At 57.9% G+C, this 21,462-nt stretch carries 24 protein-coding genes; 13 read left to right on the forward strand and 11 right to left on the reverse strand.

What is annotated here, in order from left to right; all coding sequences use genetic code 11:
• Positions 1 to 8: 8 nt before the first annotated feature.
• The 3 genes from HB780_RS14565 to HB780_RS14575 all read left to right on the forward strand — a co-directional run bounded on the left by HB780_RS14565 (position 9) and on the right by HB780_RS14575 (position 3,139).
• Complete coding sequence (locus HB780_RS14565; RefSeq protein WP_286203206.1) at positions 9 to 1,307, forward strand: type IV secretory system conjugative DNA transfer family protein; 1,299 nt, start codon at positions 9 to 11, stop codon at positions 1,305 to 1,307.
• On the forward strand, positions 1,267 to 2,193 hold the full coding sequence (locus HB780_RS14570; RefSeq protein ID WP_183692913.1) for a M48 family metalloprotease: 927 nt from the start codon (positions 1,267 to 1,269) through the stop codon (positions 2,191 to 2,193). The genes HB780_RS14565 and HB780_RS14570 overlap by 41 nt, the downstream gene beginning before the upstream one ends.
• A gap of 199 nt (positions 2,194 to 2,392) precedes the next feature.
• The gene (locus HB780_RS14575) at positions 2,393 to 3,139 is read left to right on the forward strand and encodes a hypothetical protein (RefSeq protein ID WP_183692915.1); all 747 of its coding nucleotides are present in this window, start codon (positions 2,393 to 2,395) and stop codon (positions 3,137 to 3,139) included.
• Between the two features lie 49 nt (positions 3,140 to 3,188).
• Here HB780_RS14575 and HB780_RS14580 read toward each other — a convergent pair whose 3' ends face one another.
• The 3 genes from HB780_RS14580 to HB780_RS14590 are packed head-to-tail and all read right to left on the reverse strand — an operon-like array spanning position 3,189 to position 5,109.
• Positions 3,189 to 3,656: a hypothetical protein gene (locus tag HB780_RS14580; RefSeq protein ID WP_183692917.1), complete on the reverse strand. Its 468-nt coding sequence runs from the start codon at positions 3,654 to 3,656 to the stop codon at positions 3,189 to 3,191.
• A 26-nt stretch (positions 3,657 to 3,682) separates the two neighbouring features.
• Positions 3,683 to 3,997, reverse strand: coding sequence for a hypothetical protein (locus HB780_RS14585; protein ID WP_183692919.1), 315 nt, complete (start codon positions 3,995 to 3,997; stop codon positions 3,683 to 3,685).
• A gap of 38 nt (positions 3,998 to 4,035) precedes the next feature.
• Entirely contained in the window at positions 4,036 to 5,109 is a 1,074-nt protein-coding gene (locus HB780_RS14590) for a MobA/MobL family protein (RefSeq protein WP_183692921.1), read from the reverse strand.
• 787 nt (positions 5,110 to 5,896) lie between these two features.
• Here HB780_RS14590 and HB780_RS14595 point away from each other — a divergent pair.
• From HB780_RS14595 to HB780_RS14605, 3 genes are all read left to right on the forward strand, one after another.
• Positions 5,897 to 6,118 carry a hypothetical protein gene (locus HB780_RS14595; RefSeq protein ID WP_183692923.1) on the forward strand — a complete coding sequence of 74 codons (222 nt, stop codon included), beginning with the start codon at positions 5,897 to 5,899 and terminating at the stop codon, positions 6,116 to 6,118.
• Positions 6,119 to 6,537: 419 nt separating this feature from the next.
• Positions 6,538 to 7,083, forward strand: coding sequence for a hypothetical protein (locus HB780_RS14600; protein ID WP_183692925.1), 546 nt, complete (start codon positions 6,538 to 6,540; stop codon positions 7,081 to 7,083).
• Between the two features lie 219 nt (positions 7,084 to 7,302).
• Positions 7,303 to 8,043: a hypothetical protein gene (locus HB780_RS14605; RefSeq protein WP_183692927.1), complete on the forward strand. Its 741-nt coding sequence runs from the start codon at positions 7,303 to 7,305 to the stop codon at positions 8,041 to 8,043.
• A gap of 59 nt (positions 8,044 to 8,102) precedes the next feature.
• Here HB780_RS14605 and HB780_RS14610 read toward each other — a convergent pair whose 3' ends face one another.
• Both HB780_RS14610 and HB780_RS14615 read right to left on the reverse strand, forming a co-directional pair.
• Positions 8,103 to 9,329, reverse strand: a complete 1,227-nt coding sequence (locus HB780_RS14610) for a tyrosine-type recombinase/integrase (RefSeq protein WP_183692929.1) — start codon at positions 9,327 to 9,329, stop codon at positions 8,103 to 8,105.
• A 309-nt stretch (positions 9,330 to 9,638) separates the two neighbouring features.
• Entirely contained in the window at positions 9,639 to 9,980 is a 342-nt protein-coding gene (locus HB780_RS14615) for a hypothetical protein (RefSeq protein WP_183692931.1), read from the reverse strand.
• A 439-nt stretch (positions 9,981 to 10,419) separates the two neighbouring features.
• Here HB780_RS14615 and ilvA point away from each other — a divergent pair, with 439 nt between their 5' ends.
• Complete coding sequence (ilvA, locus tag HB780_RS14620) at positions 10,420 to 11,634, forward strand: threonine ammonia-lyase (RefSeq protein ID WP_435693937.1); 1,215 nt, start codon at positions 10,420 to 10,422, stop codon at positions 11,632 to 11,634.
• A 37-nt stretch (positions 11,635 to 11,671) separates the two neighbouring features.
• Positions 11,672 to 12,013 (forward strand): HlyU family transcriptional regulator, encoded by a 342-nt coding sequence (locus tag HB780_RS14625; protein WP_183692935.1) that lies wholly within the window; start codon positions 11,672 to 11,674, stop codon positions 12,011 to 12,013.
• Positions 12,014 to 12,094: 81 nt separating this feature from the next.
• On the opposite strand, the gene HB780_RS14630 is transcribed toward HB780_RS14625, so the two are convergent.
• Positions 12,095 to 12,571, reverse strand: a complete 477-nt coding sequence (locus tag HB780_RS14630; protein WP_183692937.1) for an OsmC family protein — start codon at positions 12,569 to 12,571, stop codon at positions 12,095 to 12,097.
• A gap of 176 nt (positions 12,572 to 12,747) precedes the next feature.
• On the opposite strand from HB780_RS14630, the gene HB780_RS14635 reads away from it, so the two are divergent.
• Complete coding sequence (locus tag HB780_RS14635) at positions 12,748 to 12,882, forward strand: hypothetical protein (RefSeq protein ID WP_286203114.1); 135 nt, start codon at positions 12,748 to 12,750, stop codon at positions 12,880 to 12,882.
• Positions 12,883 to 12,933: 51 nt separating this feature from the next.
• Here HB780_RS14635 and HB780_RS14640 read toward each other — a convergent pair whose 3' ends face one another.
• The gene (locus HB780_RS14640; protein ID WP_183692939.1) at positions 12,934 to 13,548 is read right to left on the reverse strand and encodes an FMN-dependent NADH-azoreductase; all 615 of its coding nucleotides are present in this window, start codon (positions 13,546 to 13,548) and stop codon (positions 12,934 to 12,936) included.
• 136 nt (positions 13,549 to 13,684) lie between these two features.
• On the opposite strand from HB780_RS14640, the gene HB780_RS14645 reads away from it, so the two are divergent.
• A complete protein-coding gene (locus HB780_RS14645; RefSeq protein WP_183692941.1) occupies positions 13,685 to 14,653 on the forward strand; it encodes a LysR family transcriptional regulator in 969 nt (322 codons plus the stop codon).
• 135 nt (positions 14,654 to 14,788) lie between these two features.
• On the opposite strand, the gene HB780_RS14650 is transcribed toward HB780_RS14645, so the two are convergent.
• From HB780_RS14650 to HB780_RS14660, 3 genes are all read right to left on the reverse strand, one after another.
• Positions 14,789 to 15,325 carry an AAA family ATPase gene (locus HB780_RS14650; protein WP_183692943.1) on the reverse strand — a complete coding sequence of 179 codons (537 nt, stop codon included), beginning with the start codon at positions 15,323 to 15,325 and terminating at the stop codon, positions 14,789 to 14,791.
• 274 nt (positions 15,326 to 15,599) lie between these two features.
• The gene (locus HB780_RS14655; protein WP_183692945.1) at positions 15,600 to 17,588 is read right to left on the reverse strand and encodes a bifunctional 2',3'-cyclic-nucleotide 2'-phosphodiesterase/3'-nucleotidase; all 1,989 of its coding nucleotides are present in this window, start codon (positions 17,586 to 17,588) and stop codon (positions 15,600 to 15,602) included.
• A 136-nt stretch (positions 17,589 to 17,724) separates the two neighbouring features.
• Positions 17,725 to 18,084 carry a PilZ domain-containing protein gene (locus HB780_RS14660; RefSeq protein ID WP_183692947.1) on the reverse strand — a complete coding sequence of 120 codons (360 nt, stop codon included), beginning with the start codon at positions 18,082 to 18,084 and terminating at the stop codon, positions 17,725 to 17,727.
• 425 nt (positions 18,085 to 18,509) lie between these two features.
• Here HB780_RS14660 and HB780_RS14665 point away from each other — a divergent pair, with 425 nt between their 5' ends.
• The gene (locus tag HB780_RS14665; protein WP_286203115.1) at positions 18,510 to 18,818 is read left to right on the forward strand and encodes a lysozyme inhibitor LprI family protein; all 309 of its coding nucleotides are present in this window, start codon (positions 18,510 to 18,512) and stop codon (positions 18,816 to 18,818) included.
• Between the two features lie 104 nt (positions 18,819 to 18,922).
• Positions 18,923 to 19,732 (forward strand): endonuclease/exonuclease/phosphatase family protein, encoded by an 810-nt coding sequence (locus HB780_RS14670; RefSeq protein WP_183692949.1) that lies wholly within the window; start codon positions 18,923 to 18,925, stop codon positions 19,730 to 19,732.
• A gap of 6 nt (positions 19,733 to 19,738) precedes the next feature.
• On the opposite strand, the gene HB780_RS14675 is transcribed toward HB780_RS14670, so the two are convergent.
• Positions 19,739 to 20,200 (reverse strand): Lrp/AsnC family transcriptional regulator, encoded by a 462-nt coding sequence (locus tag HB780_RS14675; RefSeq protein WP_183692951.1) that lies wholly within the window; start codon positions 20,198 to 20,200, stop codon positions 19,739 to 19,741.
• A 132-nt stretch (positions 20,201 to 20,332) separates the two neighbouring features.
• On the opposite strand from HB780_RS14675, the gene ald reads away from it, so the two are divergent.
• Positions 20,333 to 21,451: an alanine dehydrogenase gene (ald, locus tag HB780_RS14680; RefSeq protein WP_183692953.1), complete on the forward strand. Its 1,119-nt coding sequence runs from the start codon at positions 20,333 to 20,335 to the stop codon at positions 21,449 to 21,451.
• Positions 21,452 to 21,462: the final 11 nt, after the last annotated feature.

Raw genomic sequence — 21,462 nt, forward strand, 5'->3', positions numbered from 1 at the left:
TCCTGACCATCGCGCCGACACGGTCAGGCAAGGGCAAAACCACCATCATTCCGAACCTGCTGCGCTACAAAGGCAGCTGCGTCGTCCTCGATCCGAAGGGCGAGCTGTTTGACGCCACGTCGAAGTGGCGGAGCGGGCTGGGGCCGGTGTATCGGATTGCACCCCTGGATGATGGCTCCGGCAAGCCCGTTCATCGCTTCGATCCTGTCAGCCGGGTGCGCCGCGAAGCGGACGCTCGCTCGATCGCGCAGCAGATGTTTCCGCGCGATCCCAAGTCACCGTCGTTCTTCGCTGACGATGCGGTCGGGTTCATGACGGCAATCATTATGTTTGTCCGTCACAACGCGCCGCCAAATCGCCAGACGCTGGCGACGGCTTGCCAGATGGCCTTGCTGAAGGGCACCAACCTTCTCGCGGTCGCAAAACGGATGGAGGCCTTTCCGCCGTCGGCCGATGCGGCGCGCGCAATCCGTGAAAAGGATCCCCAGCGCGGGCTGAAAGTCCTGCAGGAGTCTCTGACCAGCAAGCTTTACGAATGGAAAGACCCTGATATCCAGCGCAGCGTCAGCGGGAGCGACGTGAGCTTTGAAAGCCTCAAGGACAGGCCCGCCACGGTCTATGTCGAGATCCCGTTCGACATGATGAAGACCTTTTCGGGATGGCTGAGAGTGGTACTGAAAGCTGCGCTCGACGCGATGCTTGCCAACCCGCGCGTTCCCGACATCCCGGTGCTATTCATGCTCGACGAGTTCCTGAACATCGGGCCGTTTCCCGAATACCGGGACGCGATCAACACGCACGTCGGGGCGGGGGTGCGCCTGTGGTTCTTCCTGCAGAATCTCTACGCGATCCAGGAGCACTATCCCGGCACCAGCTGGCAGCCGTTCCTGAATTGCGCGGTCAAGCAGTTCTTCGGGATCAACGACGATGAGACGGCCAAGCTGATTGGCGGCTATCTCGGCCACAAGACGCATGCCCACCGAACGACCAGCGCCACAGCCAACGTCTCGTCCCATCTCGGCGGATGGGATACTGGCGCTTCCACCAACACCAGCTTTTCGATGACGGAAGGTATCCAGTTCCTCGGCCGTCCGCTGCTGACCAACGACGAGATCCGGGAGCTGCTGGGCGGGTGGCAGGGTGACGGCTGGCGCTACGGCATCACGGATATCGCCGGCACACGGCCGTTCAGGACGCAGCTCGTGGTGCATGAGAAAAGCGAAAACTGCAGACAACGCGTCGGAATGGTATCGCAAGGGGACGATCATGACCGAAATCAAAATCAACTATCGGAAACTCCAAAATAGCAGTGTGCCGACCTGGCTGGGCCTCGTCATCGGCAGTTGGATCGGGCTGGCGTGGGGAGGCCTAATCTCCGCGCCGGTCGGGATCGGGTTCGGCGTTTTGGCCGGAAGCGCCTTCGGCGGCTTTGTGGCCGTACCGCTGTGGGGCACGTTCTGGGGCCTGGTCGGCCTTGGCGGGCAGCGCAAAGGTGCGGTGCGTGAGCATGGCATCAAGTTGCTGACCGAGGACGATCCGCTGGCCCAGCGCGTCTATAGCCTTGCTGCGCAGCTAGGGCTGAAGACCCGGCCATGGGTGGGCGTGATGCCCCACAACAATGCCTATGCGATCGGCGCCAATGCCGCCAACGCCCTGGTGGTGATCGGCCAGCCGCTGATCGATTCACTAAGCGAGGACGAAGTGGACGCGATTATCGGCCACGAGCTGGGCCATATCGCCAACAACGACATGCGCCGCATGGGGCTGGCCCGCTCGTTCCAGAACTCGCTGGTCTGGTATCTTGGGTTCTCGAACACCCTCCAGAGCTGGGGCAGGTGGATACTCACCTGGTTCTCGGAGCTGTCGGTGCTGAACCTCTCGCGCAAGCGCGAATACTGGGCCGACGCCATCGGCGCGGCCCTTACCAGCAAGGAACATATGATCTCGGCGCTGGAAAGGCTCCATAACGGCCCGGAGCTGAGCGCATTTGAACGCGAACACGCACGGCTCATGTTCCGTGGCCGCACAAGCTCGCTGTTTTCGACGCATCCGACGCTTAAGGAGCGCCGTGCGGCGTTACAGTCGGAACGCTTCCTCAAGCGTATTCCGCTGTCACGCAAGAAGACAGCTGCACTTGCGCCATCCGCAGTGCTTCCGCCGAAAGTGGAAGACATTGCATATATCAAGGAATGAGGCCTGTTTTCCAAAAATAGAAATCACAATATATATCGAAACACTTATAGGTGAGTTGCGCATGGGCTTGCGAGATATATGGCAGAGGAGGGTCGAGCACTGGCGATTCCGATATCTACCCGGCTTCGTCGACTTTCTTGTTGTCGCCTCGACTAGAGAGGCAAAGAAACGCCTGAGCCAGACGAAGCTGGGTGTCCTCGTGGACAATAGTCTGCTTGGCCACAGCATCACCCACGAAACTGGCTGGATATCTACCGGGCCTAAGAAATGGGGCGGCATCGATATTGAAACCGGCTATGCCGCACGGGTTTGCGTCCACGAACCCGACGACGCCTCGGAGGTGTACAGAAACACTACTTTCATGCCGGGTCTCGCATCTTTAGCCAAAAGGGGGCTGCTGGATTGCTATACTTCGGCCGAGCTGGAGCAAGAACGATTTCGTCAACCAACTGGTCGCTTTCAGGGGTATGGCTGGTTAGATCATGGCTTTTTCCGAGACATTCGGATGAGAAGCGTAGATGGACACGCGCCGTTGACGATGGGGCCAGCCTGGATGAATCTTCCCAATTCGAAGGAGCAGCAGCAAAAACGCCTGGCTCAGTCTGACGACCCCCTTTACGCTGCCCTGGTAGAAAAGCTCGGACAAAAGAACAATCTTGACGCCTGGCATATCTGCACGGCTGAACGTCACGGCCTTTTTTGCTTTCTAACGATGGATTTTCGGCTGAAAAACCTCGTTGCTGCAAACTCTGGTAAAGAGCCATTTGCAAGTCTTAGGACGCGTGTCATGACGCCGGAAGATCTGGGAGATTTTTTGGGCATTCGGCCGATAGCGCCCAAGTTTTTCAGCTACCACGGTGCGAGTTGGCCGGTACGCCCCGATCTTCATTGGCCAACAAATAGTCGCAGGCCGAAAAGTTCTTATCGGCGCCCGGAAAAGGAATGAGTTTCCACACTGGTAGCTCCGAACCAACGGCGCGAGGGGGACACTTGCTTCATTTTTTCCACCAATCCAGATAATCCTCCGGCTCTTGATCCTCGCGGTGCATTTCCTTCAGCATCCGCTCTTCGTCTTCATGTTGAAGATCACGCTCTGCCTGATCTTGCTCCTGTGGCGTATCAGAAGCATCGAGTGCCGGACGCAACCAATCCAGGTAATCTTCCTGAGGAATGGGCTGGCCCGCCACAAAATCTTGAGCGAGAGACAGTTCCTGCTCGTGGTCAGATTGTTCGCGGATGCGGTTCTGGAGATCTTCGATCTTCGCTTCGAGCTTACCCAGTTCGAACATGAGGCCGTATTGGCGGTTGTGATAGTCATGCAGCCCTGAAATCGCATGGCTGGGGTCTTCAGCCTTGGCCAGAGCGTGCGTCCAGCGCTCGATATGGTAATCGTTGTCCTTGACCTCCTTCTCAAGTGTGCGGGCCTGATCCTGCAGATGGTCAAGGGCTTCTTCGTCGGTCATGACGCTACCCGGGCGATCCCGGCCTCCTAGTGGGCGTAGTGATAAGCTGGCTGGTGCTCAGGCTGCTCTTGAAGCTCGGCCACCAGATAGGCACGCAGCGTCTCTCCCGACGCGATCAGCTTTTGCGCTTCTTTGAAAAAATACAAGGCACCGTCGCGCTTGGCTTGCGGCATTGCCGGATCAGCCTCGGCTCGGGCCTTGCACTCAGTCCAGAACGCGAGCTTCTTGCGGCGGCGGACAAGGTCGGTTTCCAGCCACGCAAGCTCTTCGCGCACCTCCGCGCGTTGCTCTTCCGTCAGTGTGCGGATCCCGAGTACCGAACCTGTGTAAACCTTGGTCATGGAACGATCATGGGGCGAGTATACGGATCTTGCAAGTGCTACTTGCGGCTGCGGTCAGGTTCCTGCCAAAGTCCGTCCTCTGGCGACGTGGGCGGCTGAGTTTGTTCAAGCTCCAGCCAGTCAAGGTGATTTTCCCAGCGCTCGAGTACCTTCGTATCCGTGTGATCTTCCAGCGTGGCAGGTGCATCGAGCCAGTCGAGCATGTTCTCGGGGGCCAGGCGGTACGCGGCGGCCTCATCCTCGCTCATCTCGCGACTGTTCTGCTGCTCAACGGTGGCTCGGGCGAGGGTAGCGCCGCTCTCCTGGCCGCCGCGTTCCGCCGGAACATTGCGGTGCATGTCATCCAGCATCCGCCCTTCCGCCGCCTCCAGCTCGCGCGGATGGATCGGCGCTCCGTCTGGATCTGGCACGGGGAAATCGTTGTCGGCCTCTCCGGGTCTCATCAGCTCTCTCTCCTTGCGCGCGCGGGCGCGACGTGCCCGCCGTTCCTCGGGATCCGGGCCGCGATGGCGGCCGGGCTTCTGCTCCAAACTGCGTTTTGCGTAGCTGCGGCTGTCAATTGTGACCGAAATCCCGGCCGTTCTCAGCGCGTCGTTGGCGACCCGCGCCCAAAGGCTGCGCGCCTCGGTCACGAACTGCCGTCCGTCCGCACTGCGGATCTTTGGGCCGAAGCCTTCGGCTGTGACCACACGCGTGGTCATAAGCAGGTGGACATGAGGATTATGCTGGGTGCCGTCATCATGGATGGCGAGATCGACCACAAAGCCTTGCGCTGCGTACGCATCAGCCATGGTGCGGGCAACAGCCAGCCATGCCGTGCGCGGCAGCTCGCGCGGGAGCGCGAACTCCACTTCCTTGGCGAGGCGCGCGTCCTTGCGGATTTCGGCGACCTCGACGGCGTTCCAGAGTTGCGCGCGATCCGCTATCCAGGGCGGCGCGTCGGAGGGGAGGCGGATTTCGTTGGCGACAACGTCACGCCGCCCGCCGAATTCCGAGAGGCGTTCCTCGGCTTCGTTTGGAAGCGTTTCCCCAGCCCGGTAGGCAGCGACGGCGACAATCGTGCGTCCGTCGCCCCGGCTGATGTTCTTGACATTCAGGTGGTAGATGGCCACCAGCCTCTCCTTGGCACGGACGGGGTTCAGGGGTGTCCCCTGACGCACTTGCCGGTTTTCTCCGTGCCGCCCCCTTCGCGGCCGGTAAGAAAACCGTGCAACGCATCGCCTCTCTAGCTCAATGCGTACACATTGGGCGATGCGTAGGTGCGCTGTTACGCATTGATACACTCAGATGTTGATTTCTTTCAAGGTGACCGCAGCAAAAGCGGGTATCGCAGAGCATTCTGACCGTTGCGCAAAAACTCTTGTACGACCACGTGATTAGCAGTTGAGAATGGCTCTCCTCTTTGCTAGCAGAGGACACCACGCGGACGTGGTGGAATTGGTAGACACAAGGGACTTAAACGAAATTTGAGTGCACCGGCGGAAACGCTGGCTGTAGAACTGCTCAAAGTCGGGGAAACCTGTTAAATGGCAATCCCGAGCCAAGCCTCGCAAGAGGAAGGTGTAGAGACTAGACGGGCAGCACCTACGGCGAAAGCTAAGGTGAAGGTATAGTCCAGACCACAAACGCCGAGAGGCGGCGGTGAAAGCCGTAGCTGGTAAGAAAATCCCTCGGCCTTGGCTATGCGGGTTCGACCCCCGCCGTCCGCACCAAGTACGTTCCCGACCAAAGTGAAGTTGTTTGTCCGCAAAAGGCCGGATCTTTGCCAGTCTACACGCATGGAACCTGGATTTACCTTGAACGACAATCTGAAATTTGCGCAGTGATGATCCCATGAAGTAGAGCAATTTCTAGGAATTCGCGCCCCACTCCCTACCGAATGCAGCACCGTGCGCGTTGGTGAGCGGGGCCGCCCAGGCTTTCGGAGCATCAGCCTACAATCCGAAGCTCTTCTGGGGCTCTTTCGCGGTTATCATTATTGGCGCGACCATGCGTCTGCTACCCGATGGCAGCAAATGCCTCGGCTATGGACCTAAGACACGCCTCGGCGCGATCCGCACTCTAACGTTACCGTTCGAGGCCACCCGCGTCACGGCACCCGATGACCCGAACACGCGATGACCCGATAATCTGATCATCCGATACTGGTATTTCGGCGATTTAGCGCTGTTTTCGTTGGATAAAAAAAGTGGCTCAGTGCGCGATAGTCTACTATGCTGCACTATATGCGGCGGCCATTTCAATGTCGCTACAATGCTTTTCCCAAGTCACACTGCAATCGAAAGCTATTTAAGTAGTTGTTTTTATTGTATTTTTTTGCTAAAAATTTACCCATGCCGCTGGTTCATGGACGGCATGGGATGAATGCCAGCTCATTCCACTAACTTGGCTCAAATCAGGCTTGGGGTCCAAACCTAAGCCACCCAGACTGAGCCATGAAGGACCGTGCAAATTCAAGCTTGCACAGTTCAAAAAGCCAGCACTAGGTTGGGGGTCCAAACCCCAACCGCTTATCTTGTCTCTAACGTATGGGGGGCCGCATGGCACCAATCAAAAAGAAGCGGGCTGCCCGCAAGACCGAAGCTCTCCGCGCGTCACTGTGGCCCGAGCTAGATACAAACCTGTTGTGGGACGCGGGGTATGACGATGGCTATACTCCCGTACCTCGCACGATGCCCATTATCATGGCAATCATCAATGACCTGACAAAAGGCAAGCCAGCTGGCTCCACTTTTCTTGAACTGTGGTGCCGAGCGTACAATGAGATGTATGTTTCCCTCGCTGCCGCCGCCGCCCTTGCCACGCACTCCGGTTACTCAGGTCCAAAGGCGGTCCGTATGTGGCAGGAGCGCGTAGAGCAGCTTGAAAAGCTAGGGTTCATCCTGACCAAGAACGGAGCCGCGGGGCGGTTTTCTCACGCAGTGATTCTCAATCCCCATAAAGTGATCCGGCATCTCTACAAGAGCGGTCATTCGGGAGTGACGAAGGAAAAATATGAAGCGCTCGCGGAGAGAGCAAATGAGGTCGGATCCGAAGATTTCCAGGTGAAGCCTGCAGTCGCAGCAACGGCTACCGCTGCGGCTTAATCCTTGTTAAGAAACGGGTCGCAGGAACCTCCAGCAACCCTGCCTGCCGGTGAGGTCGGGGGTGGCAAGGGCAAGAGGGTTGGTGCGGCCGCAGACGGGGCCGAGGCTCGGCCCTTTGCGCGCGCGGGCGGCGCCCCTGAGGGTTTCTATAGAATACACAGGGGCAGCGTAAGGTTGGAGCTTTCTTCATCCGTAAGTTGATCGAAAACGGAGGAAACGATGCGCACCAAACCCTATCAGAGATTCATTGCCCGTGTGGCGGATTATGAGGCCGATATAGAATTGTCGGACGTGCTGGTGACTACGTTTATTTCGAAGGTCAAAAACAGCAATCATAACATTGCTACACACATGGGCCTGAGCAACCAGCTTTATCCAAAGCTTGCGAGCCGGATAAATAGTCATCAATCGCGAAAAATTGTCGGCATCCACCTTCAAAAGGCGCTCTACGGATCATTCATGAAAGATCTGTATGAGGATTTCAGCGAGTTCTTACAGGAAACCATCAAGGCGGCTGCCATGAAAGGGATTGACTACCCGCGGCTGCTGAGCGGGTCGAGCGTCGATATGAAGATGATCGATGTGCTAAAGGCGGGATCCTGGGATGCCTTGTTGATTAAGGTTTCAGAAAATGTCTTTCGATCTCTGGAAAACGAGCGCAGTACAATTAAGTTGATTGAGAAGTTCAACATCAAACTGGATTTGAAGATCCAGCAGAACTTCGTTGATGAGGCGATGCCTTATCTTGAAGCGCGGCACATTATCGTGCATCGCGACGGGAAAGCAGATGCTAAATACATCGCGGATTACGCAGCGATTGCCCTTGATCCTAAAGGCAAGATTAAGCTCGATTTCGCATTTGTCACCCTCGCCAGAACCAAAGTCTGTGAGTTGGCCCGCCATATCAACGAACGCGTTCAGGCCGAAGACCTCTGCCTGGCTTCAGAGATCGTCCAATAATCGCCTAAACGAGCAACGACGTCGGCTCGCGTACCAAAGTCTTTTTCGATAGATAGTGACTACTGGCTTCGATGTGCATTCCGCTTCTCATACTCAACGACCTGCTTCTTCGATTTCACCTTGCGCCGGACGTTCACGGCAGCCGCACTGATGCTCGTCGCGATGTGCGAGGCATAGTATTTCTCGATCATCTCCACGCTCGTCCGGCAGTTTTTGGCCACCTGATAGATATCGGCGCCTTCCATGAGCCGGAGGCAGATGTAGGTGTGACGTAGGCTGTAGGCCGTGCGGCGACTGCCCTCACGGTCAAACTTCAGCCCTTGCTCCTCCAAGATCGTGTTGAACAGCGTCGGATGACTGTCAGCGAAAATCAGGTCATCCGGCTTCGGTTCGTTCCGCTTGAGAAGCCGCTCGAACGGAAAGACGGCGCTGGGCATACTCTTACAATAACCGACGCCACGTTTGCCGCGCACCTGGATGAGAAGGATGGTTTCCTCCGTTTCCTCATCCTCGACGATTTCGACATCCCGATACTGGAGCCGGTTGACTTCATCGGGGCGTAGGCCCGTATTGGCCATGAAGAGGACGAAGTCGTGCAACTGTTCAGCGTGCCACTGGAAGCGCTTGTCGCGATGTTTCTCGGCCCGGTTCCGGGTCGCGGTATAGAGCCGCTTGTACTCGTCTGGAGAGAACCACGCCCGGTGGGAGATTTTCTCTGCTGATTTGTACGGTGTGGACAGATCGGGCAGGTGGGTGAGCCATCCGTGCCGGATGGCGGTCTTGAGCACCTGGCGAAGCGTGACGATCTCCTGATGCAACGTGTTCTTGGCAGGCAGCTTCTTGACCGGCTTGCCGTCAGGATCGTTCGGCGGCGTGATCTCGGGCGCGGACTTGTACCGCATGACACGGTATTCCTGCACTTTGCCCGCCGTCACCTCCGATAATCCCAACTCTTCGAAGAAGGGCGAAAGATAAAGGCGCAGGCGGCGCTCGTTGCCGGCGACGTATGTGCGGTTGCGGCTGCCGCCGGTCACTACGTCGTATTCCTCAAGATAACGTTTGGCAGCGTCTTTGAAGGTCTTCTCGTCCTTGAGGCCGCCGCCTTTCTCCTTCGCCTTCATTCGGAAAAACCAGTCCTCGGCGATTTCCTTCGCGAGGGCCAGGCTTTCCTCGCCGGTGCTCATCCGCCAGTTCTTGCTGTTGATGCGGGTCGAGCACTGCCACTTTTTGCTGTTCTCGCGGCGATAGACGAGAACCTTGCCGCCTAAAATCTCATGGCTAGCCATTCTTCAACCCCATTCCCCGCGCTCAGAAAAGTGTGCATCAGACTGTGTATGGAATGTGTACGCCAAAAAGGCGGAGAAATTATGGCTTTCGAAATTCTAAACACATGATTTCATGTTGTTTTATTCCATGCCGTCGAACCCGTACGGATCACTCAGAGGGATTTTAAGTCCCTTGCGTCTACCAGTTTCGCCACGTCCGCGTGCCTTTCCCTTCAAGCACTTGAGCGATTCAGTCAAGGGAATGTTTGCGGCAAGGGGCACAACGTAGCTCGCCTTGCCGCACATTCGGATCGTTCCGGCGCGGTTGTCTTACCGCCCTCTGAGAACGCTCACCAGCGCCGGCGTCACCATCTTCTTTTGGAATACGGCTTTGAAGTCGCTGTATGTGATCTTTCCCGACGCAACACCGTTTGTCAGCCGCTGGCAAAAGAGCTTTTTCACCTCGCTCCTTTGAGCTTTTACGTAGAAAGCGATCTGATCCAGCGCTTCCGGCTGCATGGGCTGCGCCATGCACTTTGATATGACCTTCGCGCGAGCACTTGGGCTCTCTTTGACGATAGGGATCATGGAGTTGAAGTCTTCTTCCTGGGATGTGCAGGATGCCAATACGACGAGAGTGAGAGCGGCGAGCATAGGACGGGTGAAGCGCATGATGATCTCCTCTGGGTGAAGCCAGAGATATTCAGCTATCGAGCGATTCTCAATTTAATTTTGCAATTATAGGTCACGTCACGGCGACGGATAATAATAGACCAAGCGAAGCCCGCCGACACCGGGTAAACCGGATTAGAGCGGGCCTCTAACCATCATCATGATGGCTGGTCGCATTGGAGACGGACGGTCCCACCGTGTCAATTCGAAGATTTAGGGGGTAGCTGTCGGCTGCAACCGCTGGCGTAAATCATGGCAGTTGCGCGTTTGATTGTCGCAAACCTTGCTCCCGCAAGCATGGCAATCTCGCTCGGACAAGTCGGAAACTACTACAAACAGGCTTTCGTTACTCATGTTTCCTGTGTCATAGCGAAGGCGAATTGAACAAGGACGGATAAAGCCCGTGGACAAGCAGAATGTTCTCGACGCCACCGAGGCCATGCGTGGCCTTTTTCCCGCAACGCCGCTGCAACTGAACGAGCATCTTTCCGCGCGCTATGGAGCCGACATCTGGCTCAAGCGCGAAGATCTGACGCCGGTGCGCTCCTACAAGATCCGCGGCGCCTTCAATTTCTTTCGCAAGGTGATAGCCGAGGGCGGCACGGGTAAGACCTTCGTCTGCGCTTCGGCCGGCAATCATGCCCAGGGCTTTGCCTTCGTCTGCCGCCATTTCGGCGTGCCAGGCGTGGTCTTCATGCCGGTGACAACGCCGCAGCAGAAGATCGACAAGACCCGCATATTCGGCGGCGAATTCATCACCATCAAGCTGTTCGGCGACTTCTTCGACCAGTGCTATCAGGCGGCGCGTGAACATGTGCAGCATATTGACGGCGTCATGGTACCGCCTTTCGATCATGCCGATATCATCGAGGGGCAGGCGACGGTTGCCGACGAAATCGCCGAGCAATTGCCGGAAGGTGTTTTGCCGGATTACATCATTCTGCCCGTCGGTGGCGGTGGATTGGCGGCGGGCATCACCGGCTATTTTGCCGATCGCCTTGGCAAGGAGACATTCGTCTTTGCAGAGCCTGCAGGAGCGCCGAGCCTTAGGCGCAGCATCGAGGCGGGGCAGGTGGTGACGCTGACGAAGGTCGACAATTTCGTTGATGGCGCGGCGGTCGGCCGTATCGGCGACCTGAATTTTGCTGCCCTGAAGGAGTTTGCCGCCGAGCAGGTCAGGCTGATCGAGGAAAACGCCATCTGCGTGACGATCGCCGATATGCTGAACGTCGAAGGCGTCGTGCTGGAGCCCGCGGGCGCGCTGGCGATCACCGCGCTGGAGACCATGGATCCCGATGCCATTCGCGGCAAGACGATCGTCGCGGTCGTCTCCGGCGGCAATTTCGATTTCGAGCGCTTGCCCGACGTCAAGGAGCGCGCCATGCGCTATGCCGGGCTGAAGAAATACTTCATCCTGCGCCTTGCCCAGCGCCCCGGCGCGCTGCGCGATTTCCTCAATCTGCTCGGGCCGGATGACGATATCGCCCGCTTTGAATATCTGAAGAAGAGTGCCCGCAATTTCGGCTCCATCCTGATCGGCATCGAGACCAAGGATTCCGACAATTTCAAGCAACTGGTCGAGAAGTTCGAGCGTGCCGGCATGGGTTATGAGGACATCACCGAGAATGAGATCCTCGCGAACCTGATCATTTAACTTTGCGACCTCACGTCCTTCATGCTAAAGGCGATTCATGGCTTCGATCTTGTCCAATATTCTCTCGATCTTCACCGGCGGCGGCGCTTCGGCGACGAGCGCCGAAAAGACCGGCGGCTCCTCCATCAGCGCCGAGCCGCAGACGCATGGCGACTGCACGATCTATGCGACGCCGCAGCGTGAGGGCAATCAGTTCCGCCTGATGGGCAGGATCGAGAAGGATGTGAACGGCGATACGCTGGTGCGCAATTTCATCCGCGCCGATGTTTTCACCTCTGCCGACGACGCGCTTGAATCGACCTTCCGCAAGGCGCGGCAGATCATCGATCAGAACGGCCCATCGCTGTTTGGTGACGGTGAGAAGGTCCGCCAAGTCTAATTTCCAAAACCGGCTGGTAGTAAGCCGTGAACGGCGATCGCCATTGAAGGAACCGAAGGTTCTTTCAATGGCCTGCAATCACTATGTCGCCGTCGAAATCTGCGGCTCGTTGGTAACGGGAAAATTCACCGAGCGCGCGATGAAGCACATCTCGTGGGCTTTGTGATGCAGCTCAAGCGCTGTCTTTGCGTCCGACGTGGCGTCGATCACGATCCTGGGGCGCAGGACGACCGAGGTGAATTGCCCGGCGCCGCCGCTCTCCTCCAGCATGGTTCCCTCCGCCGCGTCCTCATAGGATAGGACGATCACGCCGGCTTGTGCGCAAAGGCCAAGATACCAAAGCTTGTGGCAGGCGGAAAGCGACGCGACCAGCAGGTCCTCCGGGTTCCAGCGGGTGGGATCGCCACGGAAGCTCGGATCGGAAGAGCCGGCGATCGTCGGTTTGCCCTCGGCGCGTATCTCATGATCCCGTCGATAGCCGCGATAGCTCGACGTTCCCGTACCGTCATTGCCGGTCCAGACGACGTTGACATGATAGGTGTGCAGCTTATCTTTCACGGCAATCCTCCGACCTACGACTCGGGTGTCTATGCTCCGGATGCATTCCATCGAAGCATCGTGACCGCGTATACCGCAACGGATTATCCGAAGGCAAAAGCCGCTTTTGAAATAGATAACAGACCGGTCCTGTTCGGCGATTTAAATCCGTCAGTCTAGGATTTGCAAAGTCCTCAATGAGGAAGCTCGCCGTCCTGATGGCTGGTGCGGTTGGCCTTGCGCGCGTTGCAAACGACACGGCGCTTTCCGACGAGATTCTGAGGGCCGCAAGAGGCTTCATGAGCGAGCTGGCGAAAGACGGCGGGACATAAAAAAACGGCCGGTATAAACCGGCCGCCGTGATCTGCTGTCGTGCTTGCGAATTAAGCGGCAAGTGCCAGTTCGGATGCGCGGGCCTGAGCGGCGCCAATTGCCTTTTCAGCAGCTTCCGGACCGAAGGCGAGACCTTCGACATAGACCGTTTCGACTTCGGTGATGCCGAGGAAGCCGAGAACCGACTTCAGGTAGGGAACGGCGTGGTTCAGCGGAGCAGCCGGGCCATCGGAATAGACGCCGCCGGATGCGAGCACGATATACGCCTTCTTGCCGGTAGCCAGGCCCTTCGGGCCGGTTTCGGTATAGGTGAAGGTGCGGCCGGCGCGGGCGATGTTGTCGATCCAGGACTTCAGCGACGAATAGATATTGAAGTTGATGAGGCCGGTGCCAATGACGATCGTGTCGGCGGCGAGCAGCTCGTCCACCAGCGCTTCGGAAATCTTGATGGCTTCGTTCTGTTCAGCCGTGCGAGCGTCGGCCGGCGTGCGGATGGCGGCCGTGAAGAACTCGTCGATATGCGGCAGCGGCGCGCCGGCCAGATTGCGATGGACAATCGTCTTGCCCGGGTTCTGGGCCTTGATCTTGTCGGCAAGCTCGGTCGCGATCTTGGTGGAGTAGGAGTCGGAGCGCGGGCTGGATGTCAGAAGCAGAATGGAGGACATGCTATGTTCCTTATCAATGGGTTGCGATAACCGGTAGGGAAGTCCGGCCACGTTTCGCATCCATAGATAAGTCTTCAGTGCTATCGAGAAAAACTATGATAATATGGATTGGAATGATCGATAAAATGGATAGCCAATGCTTCCCAATCCAACACTTGACCAATTACAGGTTTTTCTGACCGTTGCCGAATCCGGCAGCTTCTCCGCAGCCTCGCGCGTGCTTAACCGCGCGCAGTCGGTCATCAGCTATACGATCGCCAATCTCGAGGCGCAGCTCGAAATGCCGCTGTTCGAGCGTTCGGGCTCGCGCCAGCCGAAGCTGACGGATGCGGGCAGGGTGATGCTGGAGGATGCACGCCGCATCCTTTCCGATCTCCAGCTGATGCGCGCCAGGGTCAAGGGCTTGAAGACCGGGCTTGAGGCGGAGGTGGCTGTTGCCATCAGCGTCATGGTGCCGACGAATGCCACGGTCGACGTCCTGAGTGAATTCCGTGACCGTTTTCCGTCCGTGTCGCTGCGGCTTGATGCCGGCGAGCTCGGCACGATGATGGAGCTGGTTGCCAGCGGCAAATCGACGATCGGAATCGGCGGCGCGGTCATAAAGCAGGACGACTCCATGGTGATCGAGCGCATCGGCCATTCCTTCATGATGCCGGTCGCCTCGCCGCGCCATCCGCTCGCCCAGATCAAGCGGCCGCTAAACCTCACCGACGTCCGCGAAGAGGTGCAACTGGTCGTCACCGATGCTTCGAACCTCACCAAGGGGCGCGATTTCAATGTCCTGTCCTACAAGATCTGGCACCTCAGCGATATCGCTACCAAGCATCAACTGATCCGCGGTGGCCTTGGCTGGGGCGGGTTGCCGGCTTCGCTGATCTATGAGGACCTGCAGAAGGGCCGGCTCGTGCATCTCGACCTCGATGCCTATGAGCAGGGCGAATATCCGATCTATGCCGTGCGCAAGCTCTCCAATCCCCCGGGTCCGGCGGCCGCCTGGATGATCGAAGCCTTCCGTGAACGCCTGTCGCAATGCCCGGACCGTGTCGACTTCAAGGCCGCGATGGACGTGTACCATCCCGCCGAGAACCCGCTGGCGGCGGAATGAGAATAGGCACCCTTTGAGGCCGGCCCCAACTGAAATGTTGAATACTTGATGTCGCAAAAATCGATCGCACAACTTCGAATTTTGCGATTGGCCGCAGGCGCTCGTTCGGTGCCTGCTCAGGCCGTTCAGGCGTCCTTACACTCGAGGCGCTCGATCGCCAACTCTGCATCTCGAGAGAATATTGTCGACAACGCGTGCGATAGGCGCAGTGGCGTCAATGCTAATTGCATTCTGCGGAACATCCTCTTTCGTTGCGTGCAGTCGCGCAATCAATTCCCGTTCGCTAGGTCTTCCGCCCCATTCGTCTTCTGGTCTCCCGGCAAGTCGCTTGTTCAACGTGTCTAAATCGATGTCGAGAACGAAAACCCCGTCAAACAGGTCAATAAAGCGGAGGAAATTCCTGGAGCCGCCGCAGAAGAACGAGATCGGGTTGCGTTGATCAGCGACCAAGGATTTGACTTTGTCCATATCCCAAATGTGGTGCTGGTGCACAAACCAAATGTCATGCTGTTGCTCGGAGACATCCAGCGGTTCACCCGTCTCGGGATCGCCGTGATAAGACAACTCTCGGTCACCGTGGATGGCATGGTAACCGCGTCTCTGCAGTTCTTCACACACCGTGGTTTTGCCGGTGCCAGAAATGCCTTCGATCAGATAATTTTTGACGCCCATTTCCGCTCTGCTTAATTAGTCGCTCAAGCCCGCCGTCGCCAAGCTCCCAATTAAAGCAGGAGTTTTACGACCGAATTTCGTGACGTTGAAAAAAAGCATTCCGTAACAATTGAGTCTGCGGAATGCTTCACGACGATATTCTCGGCGGGTGAACCGCCCGCAACACTCGTGCTGCAAGCGGGTTCGGCACCATTGTTCTAGCTTAATTCCACATTTCAGTTGGGAGCAGGCACCTTTGAGGTGCCTTTCCATTTTTTGCAGAACTGTTAGCCGACTACAGAACCAGCCGGAAGTTGCTGAAACCATCCGTGCCTTCGCCGGCGTCCTCGATCTTGACGCTCTTCACCTCGGCAAGGAAGTCCTTGGCCTTGGGGGAGCTTGGGAACAGGACGGTGGTGCCTGGAAGCGGCTTGAAGGTCCAGTTGCCGTCGGCGGTCGGGTTGATCGTGCCCTGGTCGTGGACATAGCGGACGATGACGTCGCGGTTCGTGTCCGGGGCCTTGTAGACGACCTTGTCGGCTGCAATCTCCGGGAAGTTGCCGCCGCCGCCGGCACGGTAGTTGTTGCTGACCACCACGAACTTCTGGGCGGCGTCGATCGGCTTGCCGTTAAATTGCAGGTTCTGGATGCGGTTTGCATCGGCGTTCAAGAGCTTGCCGTCATCGCTGAAGCGGCGCGGCTGCGACAGGTCGATCTGATAGGTGACGCCGTCGATGACGTCGAAATTGTAGGATGGGAAGCTGTCGTTGAGCAGAGCGACATCCTTGGCGCCCGGCTGCACCTGATTAAACATTGCCGCCGACATTTCCAGCCAGTTCTTTACCTGCGCGCCGTTGATGACGACCGCCTGCACCGTGTTCGGATAGAGATAGAGATCGGCGACGTTCTTGATGGCAATATTGCCGGCGGGAACGTCGGTATAATAGTCGACGCCGTTGCGGCCGCCGCATTTGAAGGGCGCGGCTGCCGAAAGCACCGGCAGATCCTTGTACTGGGTCTCCTTCAGCATGTCCTTGATGTACCAGATCTGCGCCTGGCTGACGATCTGCACTGAGGGATCGTCGGCGACGAGCGCGAAATAGGAGTAGAGCGGCGCCGAGGTCTTGCCGACTGGCGTGCGGACATAGGCGAGCGTCGCCTCGTGCTCGGCCTTGGCGGCTTCGACCACTTCCTTCTTGTCGGCGACATCGGCGATGACCTTCTTCTTGTCGTCGCGGTGATAGATCGGCCGTGCCTCGGCGGTGAAGTCGACGATCTTCCAGCTGTTGCCGTCTTTTTCCAGGAGCAGGTCGATCAGGCCGAGATGCGAGCCCCAGAAGCCGGCCATGACCGTCGGCTTGCCATGCAGCGTGCCCTTGACCGGATCGGCATCCTTGATGCCATCCCAGGTCTTCGGGCCGGGGAAGACGAGATGCTGGTGGCCAGTGAAGACAGCGTCGATGCCAGGAACGGCGGCGACATAGAGCGAGGCATTTTCCATCCTGTCGGAGGGCGCACTGCCGTCGATGCCGGAGTGCGAAAGGGCGATGACGATATCAGCGCCTTCTTCCTTCATGACCGGCACCCAGGCCTTGGCGGCTTCAACGATATCGCGCGTCTGCGCCTTGCCTTCGAGATTTTTGATGTCCCAGAGCATGATCTGCGGCGGCACGAAGCCGATGAAGCCGATCTTGACCGTGCTTTCATTGCCGGCGCCGTCCTTGATCTTCTTTTCGATGATCCGATAGGGCTTGAAGAACAGGTCGTCCTTTTTCGGGTCGGAGGCGAGTTGGCCCTTGGTCAGGTTGGCGCAGACGAAGGGGAAGTTCGCGCCGCCCAGGACCTTGAACATGAAATCGAGGCCATAGTTGAACTCGTGATTCCCGAGCGTGCCAACTTCATAGCCGAGCGTGTTCATCGCCTTGATGACCGGATGAACGTCGCCCTCCTTCATGCCGTGCTGATAGGCCATGTAGTCGCCCATCGGATTGCCCTGCAGCACGTCGCCATTGTCGATCAGCAATGAATTGGTGGCCTCGGCGCGGATGTTGTCGATGATCGTCGCGGTGCGCGATAGGCCCATCGTGTCGTTCGGCTTGTCGGCGTAGTAGTCGTAAGGGAAGACGTTGACGTGGATATCAGTCGTTTCCATGAGACGCAGATGCGCCTGGTTGCCGGCCGCGCGGGCAGCGAAGGGATGCAGGACGATCAGCGCGGCTGTGGCGCCAAGGCCCTGCAGCAGGGAACGGCGCGACATGCTGGGCAATTCCAGAATGGAAGACATGAAACACTCCTTCAACGATAAATTACGGTTCTCGATCACCTCTGGGGGTGAGGGAGATTAGGACGATTTTTGAAGGTGTGCACCTGTAATATGACAGGCTTATTGTGGTTCCGGCGCCCAGCGAGCAAACAGGCCGTCAGCGCCTGAGAACCGGCTGTATGTCCTTGTGGAAAAAGCGAAAATAGGAGGCGACCAGAGCCGAGGCATTGGAGGATGGATCGAATTCGATGCCGATTCTGCCATTGTGGACCCAGCGCACGATACCGTCGAGCATGCCGATGTCCGTGCACTCGACGCGAACCTTGCTGCCGGCGGCTGCATGGGTCGGGGATTGCAAGTCCAGCGCGATGCCACTGGCGGAAAGGTCGACCACGCGGCCGGTCACCGCCTTCGTGAGATACCATACCTGGCCCACCAACCGGACGCGGCGGCGCTGCGAACGTCTCGCTTTGATCTTCAGATTGTATTGGGCAGGCGGTTTTGAAAATGACTGCATGATTTCACCTCGACGCGTGCGCATCATTCATCTCACGGATAGCGGACATGCATTGAAAGGTGTTTAGCATGATCGGTAAAATTGCGATTATCCGTTCCGAATCGGGAATCACGAGCCTCGGTATCAAGCTTGCGCCCTTGCCATAAAATCTCGAATGGAAGTGCTGGGGTCCAGATCAGGCTTTGGACGACGTCTGCTCCCACTTGTTGCAGCCTCTCTTCTTCTAGTGGTAATCCTAATCATCAGCCAAACGTTCCGATGGCTGCGGCGCTGTGGGCTTATAGTACTCTCCGGGAGGCAGATAGATGAAGGCATCTACACGATCATTAGCCGCTATGGCGGTTTTTCTGACGCTCGCAGCGGGCGGTGCAAGCCCGGCTTTCTCCGAGGATTCCGATCGGTGGGAAAAAGATTGGCAAAGCTGCATGGACAAGTCGGACGGCAGCAACGCGGCATGGGGCGGCTGCGGACAACAATGGCTGAAGCGCGAAGATGACAAGTTGAACGCGACCTGGAAGAAGGTGTTTGAACAGGCGACGGGTCAAACCAAAACCGATCTTCTGGCGGAACAGCGTCTCTGGAACACCTACAAGGAAGGCTCCTGCCAATTATATGCAAATGGCGACTGGGGCGCGGAACGGGCGGTGCTGGACTATGTTTCATGTCGGGCTGGCGTGATCGACAAGCGGATTACCGACCTCGAAAGCTATGGCGAGCTGTTCAAGGGCAACTAGCCACCTTCTGCCACTTTTGCCGCGTGCTGAACTGTCGGGTTATGACAACCTCATCTCACGTTTGTTCCGCCCATGCCACGTCGCTCCGGGATTTCACAAAGACAATGACATTACGCATCGTTTCGCTGAATGTATGGGGCGGCCTGCTGCATGAACCGTTGATGCGGTATCTGGTCGAAGTCGATGCGGATGTTCTATGCCTCCAGGAGGTGGGACGGACACCGGGCGTGCAAGCCGACTGGTTGATTTATCGCGACCACGGCGTCGAACTTCAGCAGCGGGTCAATCTGTTCGATGAGATCAAGGCCGCCCTTCCGGGATATGACGCTTTTTTCTGCCCTGTGGCGCGCGGTGAGCTCTTCGATGGCGATCAGCGGATCGCTTCCGAATTCGGTCTGGCGACCTTCGTTCGCAAGACATATCCGGTCATCGGCCAGGCTCTGGGCTTCGTCCATGGGGAGTTCTCTTCAGACGGCTGGGGGCCGCATCCCCGGTCGCGCAATGCCCATTGTATCCGTCTGTTCGACTATGAAGCCGGCTATCCTATCACCATCGCCCAGATGCATGGCCTGCGTGACCCTGAAGGCAAGGGGGACACCCCAGCGCGTCAGCATCAGGCGAAGGCGCTCGTCGACCTGATCCGTCAGGTATGGCCGGGAGAGGAGCGGCTGGTCGTTTGCGGCGATTTCAACGTCCTCCCTGGAAGTGTGACCTTCGAGGCCCTGGCGTCCCTGGGGCTTTCCGATCTCGTCACCTCGCGGGGACATAGCGACACGCGCACCTCTCATTACCGCAAGGAGCCGCGTTTCGCCGACTATATGCTGGTGACGCCGACGGTCGAGGTCGTGGCGTTCGACGCCGTCGCCGAACCGGAAGTCTCCGATCATCGCGCCTTGCTGCTGGATCTACGTTAGCTCCGCTCACAGGCCGACATTCGGCCGGTCGATGATTTCGCGCAACGCGAAGCTGGAATTGATCTTCACCACATGCGGCAGGGCCGAGAGCCAGTCGCGATGGATGCGCTCATAGTCCTCGAGATCGCGCGCGGCGATGCGCAGGATATAGTCGTATTCGCCGGACATCAGGTAGCAGCCGAGCACATTCGGGCACAGTTTCACCGCCGCCTCGAATTCCGAAAGTGTCTTTGCGAACTGACCGGACAGCGAGATATGCACCATGGCGATCATCTTGTAATCCAGCGCCTTGTGCGACAGCCGCGCATGATAGCCGCCGATGACGCCGCTCTTTTCCAGTATATCAAGCCGGCGCGAACAGGCGGACGGCGACAGGCCGACCTTTTCGGCAAGCTCGGCATTGGTGATCCTGGCGTTCTGTTGCAGTACCCGCAGGATCGAACGATCCATGGTGTCTAGGTCCAACATTCGAAGATCCTTCGAAGAATTTTCTTTCTGCGCAATAATCCACGAAAAATGAATGCCGGGCAAATTCTCTTTGCAAGGACATTTCAAAGCGGAGGTGGTCTCATTCGGGACGAGCATTCAGGGAGGAATGATATGCGTGTCGGTTGCCCGAAAGAGATCAAGAACCACGAGTACCGCGTCGGCCTGACGCCCGCGTCCGTCCGCGAATATGTGGCCCACGGTCACGAAGTCTGGGTCGAGACCAAGGCCGGTGCCGGCATCGGCGCCGATGATCACGCCTATATCGCGGCTGGTGCGAAGATCGCCGCTAGCGCCAAGGACATCTTCGAAAAGTGCGACATGATCGTGAAGGTCAAGGAGCCGCAGCCGTCCGAGTGGGCACAGCTGCGTGACGGCCAACTTCTCTACACCTACCTGCATCTCGCGCCCGACCCGGAGCAGACCAAGGGTCTCATCGCCTCCGGCGTCACCGCCATCGCCTATGAAACCGTCACCGACGAGCGCGGCGGCCTCCCGCTGCTGGCGCCTATGTCGGAAGTTGCCGGCCGCTTGTCGATCCAGGCGGGCGCAACCGCTCTACAGAAAGCCAATGGCGGCCTTGGAATTCTGCTCGGTGGCGTGCCCGGCGTTCTTCCGGCCAAGGTGGCGATCATCGGCGGCGGTGTCGTCGGTTTGCATGCCGCCAAGATGGCGGCCGGCCTTGGCGCCGATGTCAGCATCCTCGACCGTTCACTGCCGCGCCTGCGCCAATTGGACGATATCTTCAACGGCCGCGTCCATACGCGCTATTCCAGCATCCAGGCGCTGGAAGAAGAGGTCTTTTCCGCCGATCTCGTCATCGGCGCCGTGCTGATCCCCGGTGCCGCCGCACCGAAGCTCGTCACGCGTGAAATGCTGACCGGCATGAAAAAGGGCTCCGTCATCGTCGACGTCGCCATCGACCAGGGCGGCTGCTTCGAAACCTCGCATGCCACGACCCATTCCGAGCCGACCTACGAGGTCGACGGCGTCGTGCATTATTGCGTCGCCAACATGCCAGGCGCGGTTCCCGTCACCTCGGCGCATGCACTGAACAACGCCACCATCTATCACGGCCTGGCGTTGGCGGATCGCGGCCTGCGGGCGATTGCCGAGGACAAGCATCTGCGCAATGGCCTCAACGTGCACAAGGGCCGCGTCACCAACAAGCCGGTGGCAGAGGCACTGGGCTACGAAGCCTTCGCGCCGGAAAGCGTCTTGAACGTAGCGTAAATCCCATCGCG

The organism is Rhizobium lusitanum (assembly GCF_014189535.1).
GTDB classification, from domain to species: Bacteria; Pseudomonadota; Alphaproteobacteria; order Rhizobiales; family Rhizobiaceae; genus Rhizobium; species Rhizobium lusitanum_C.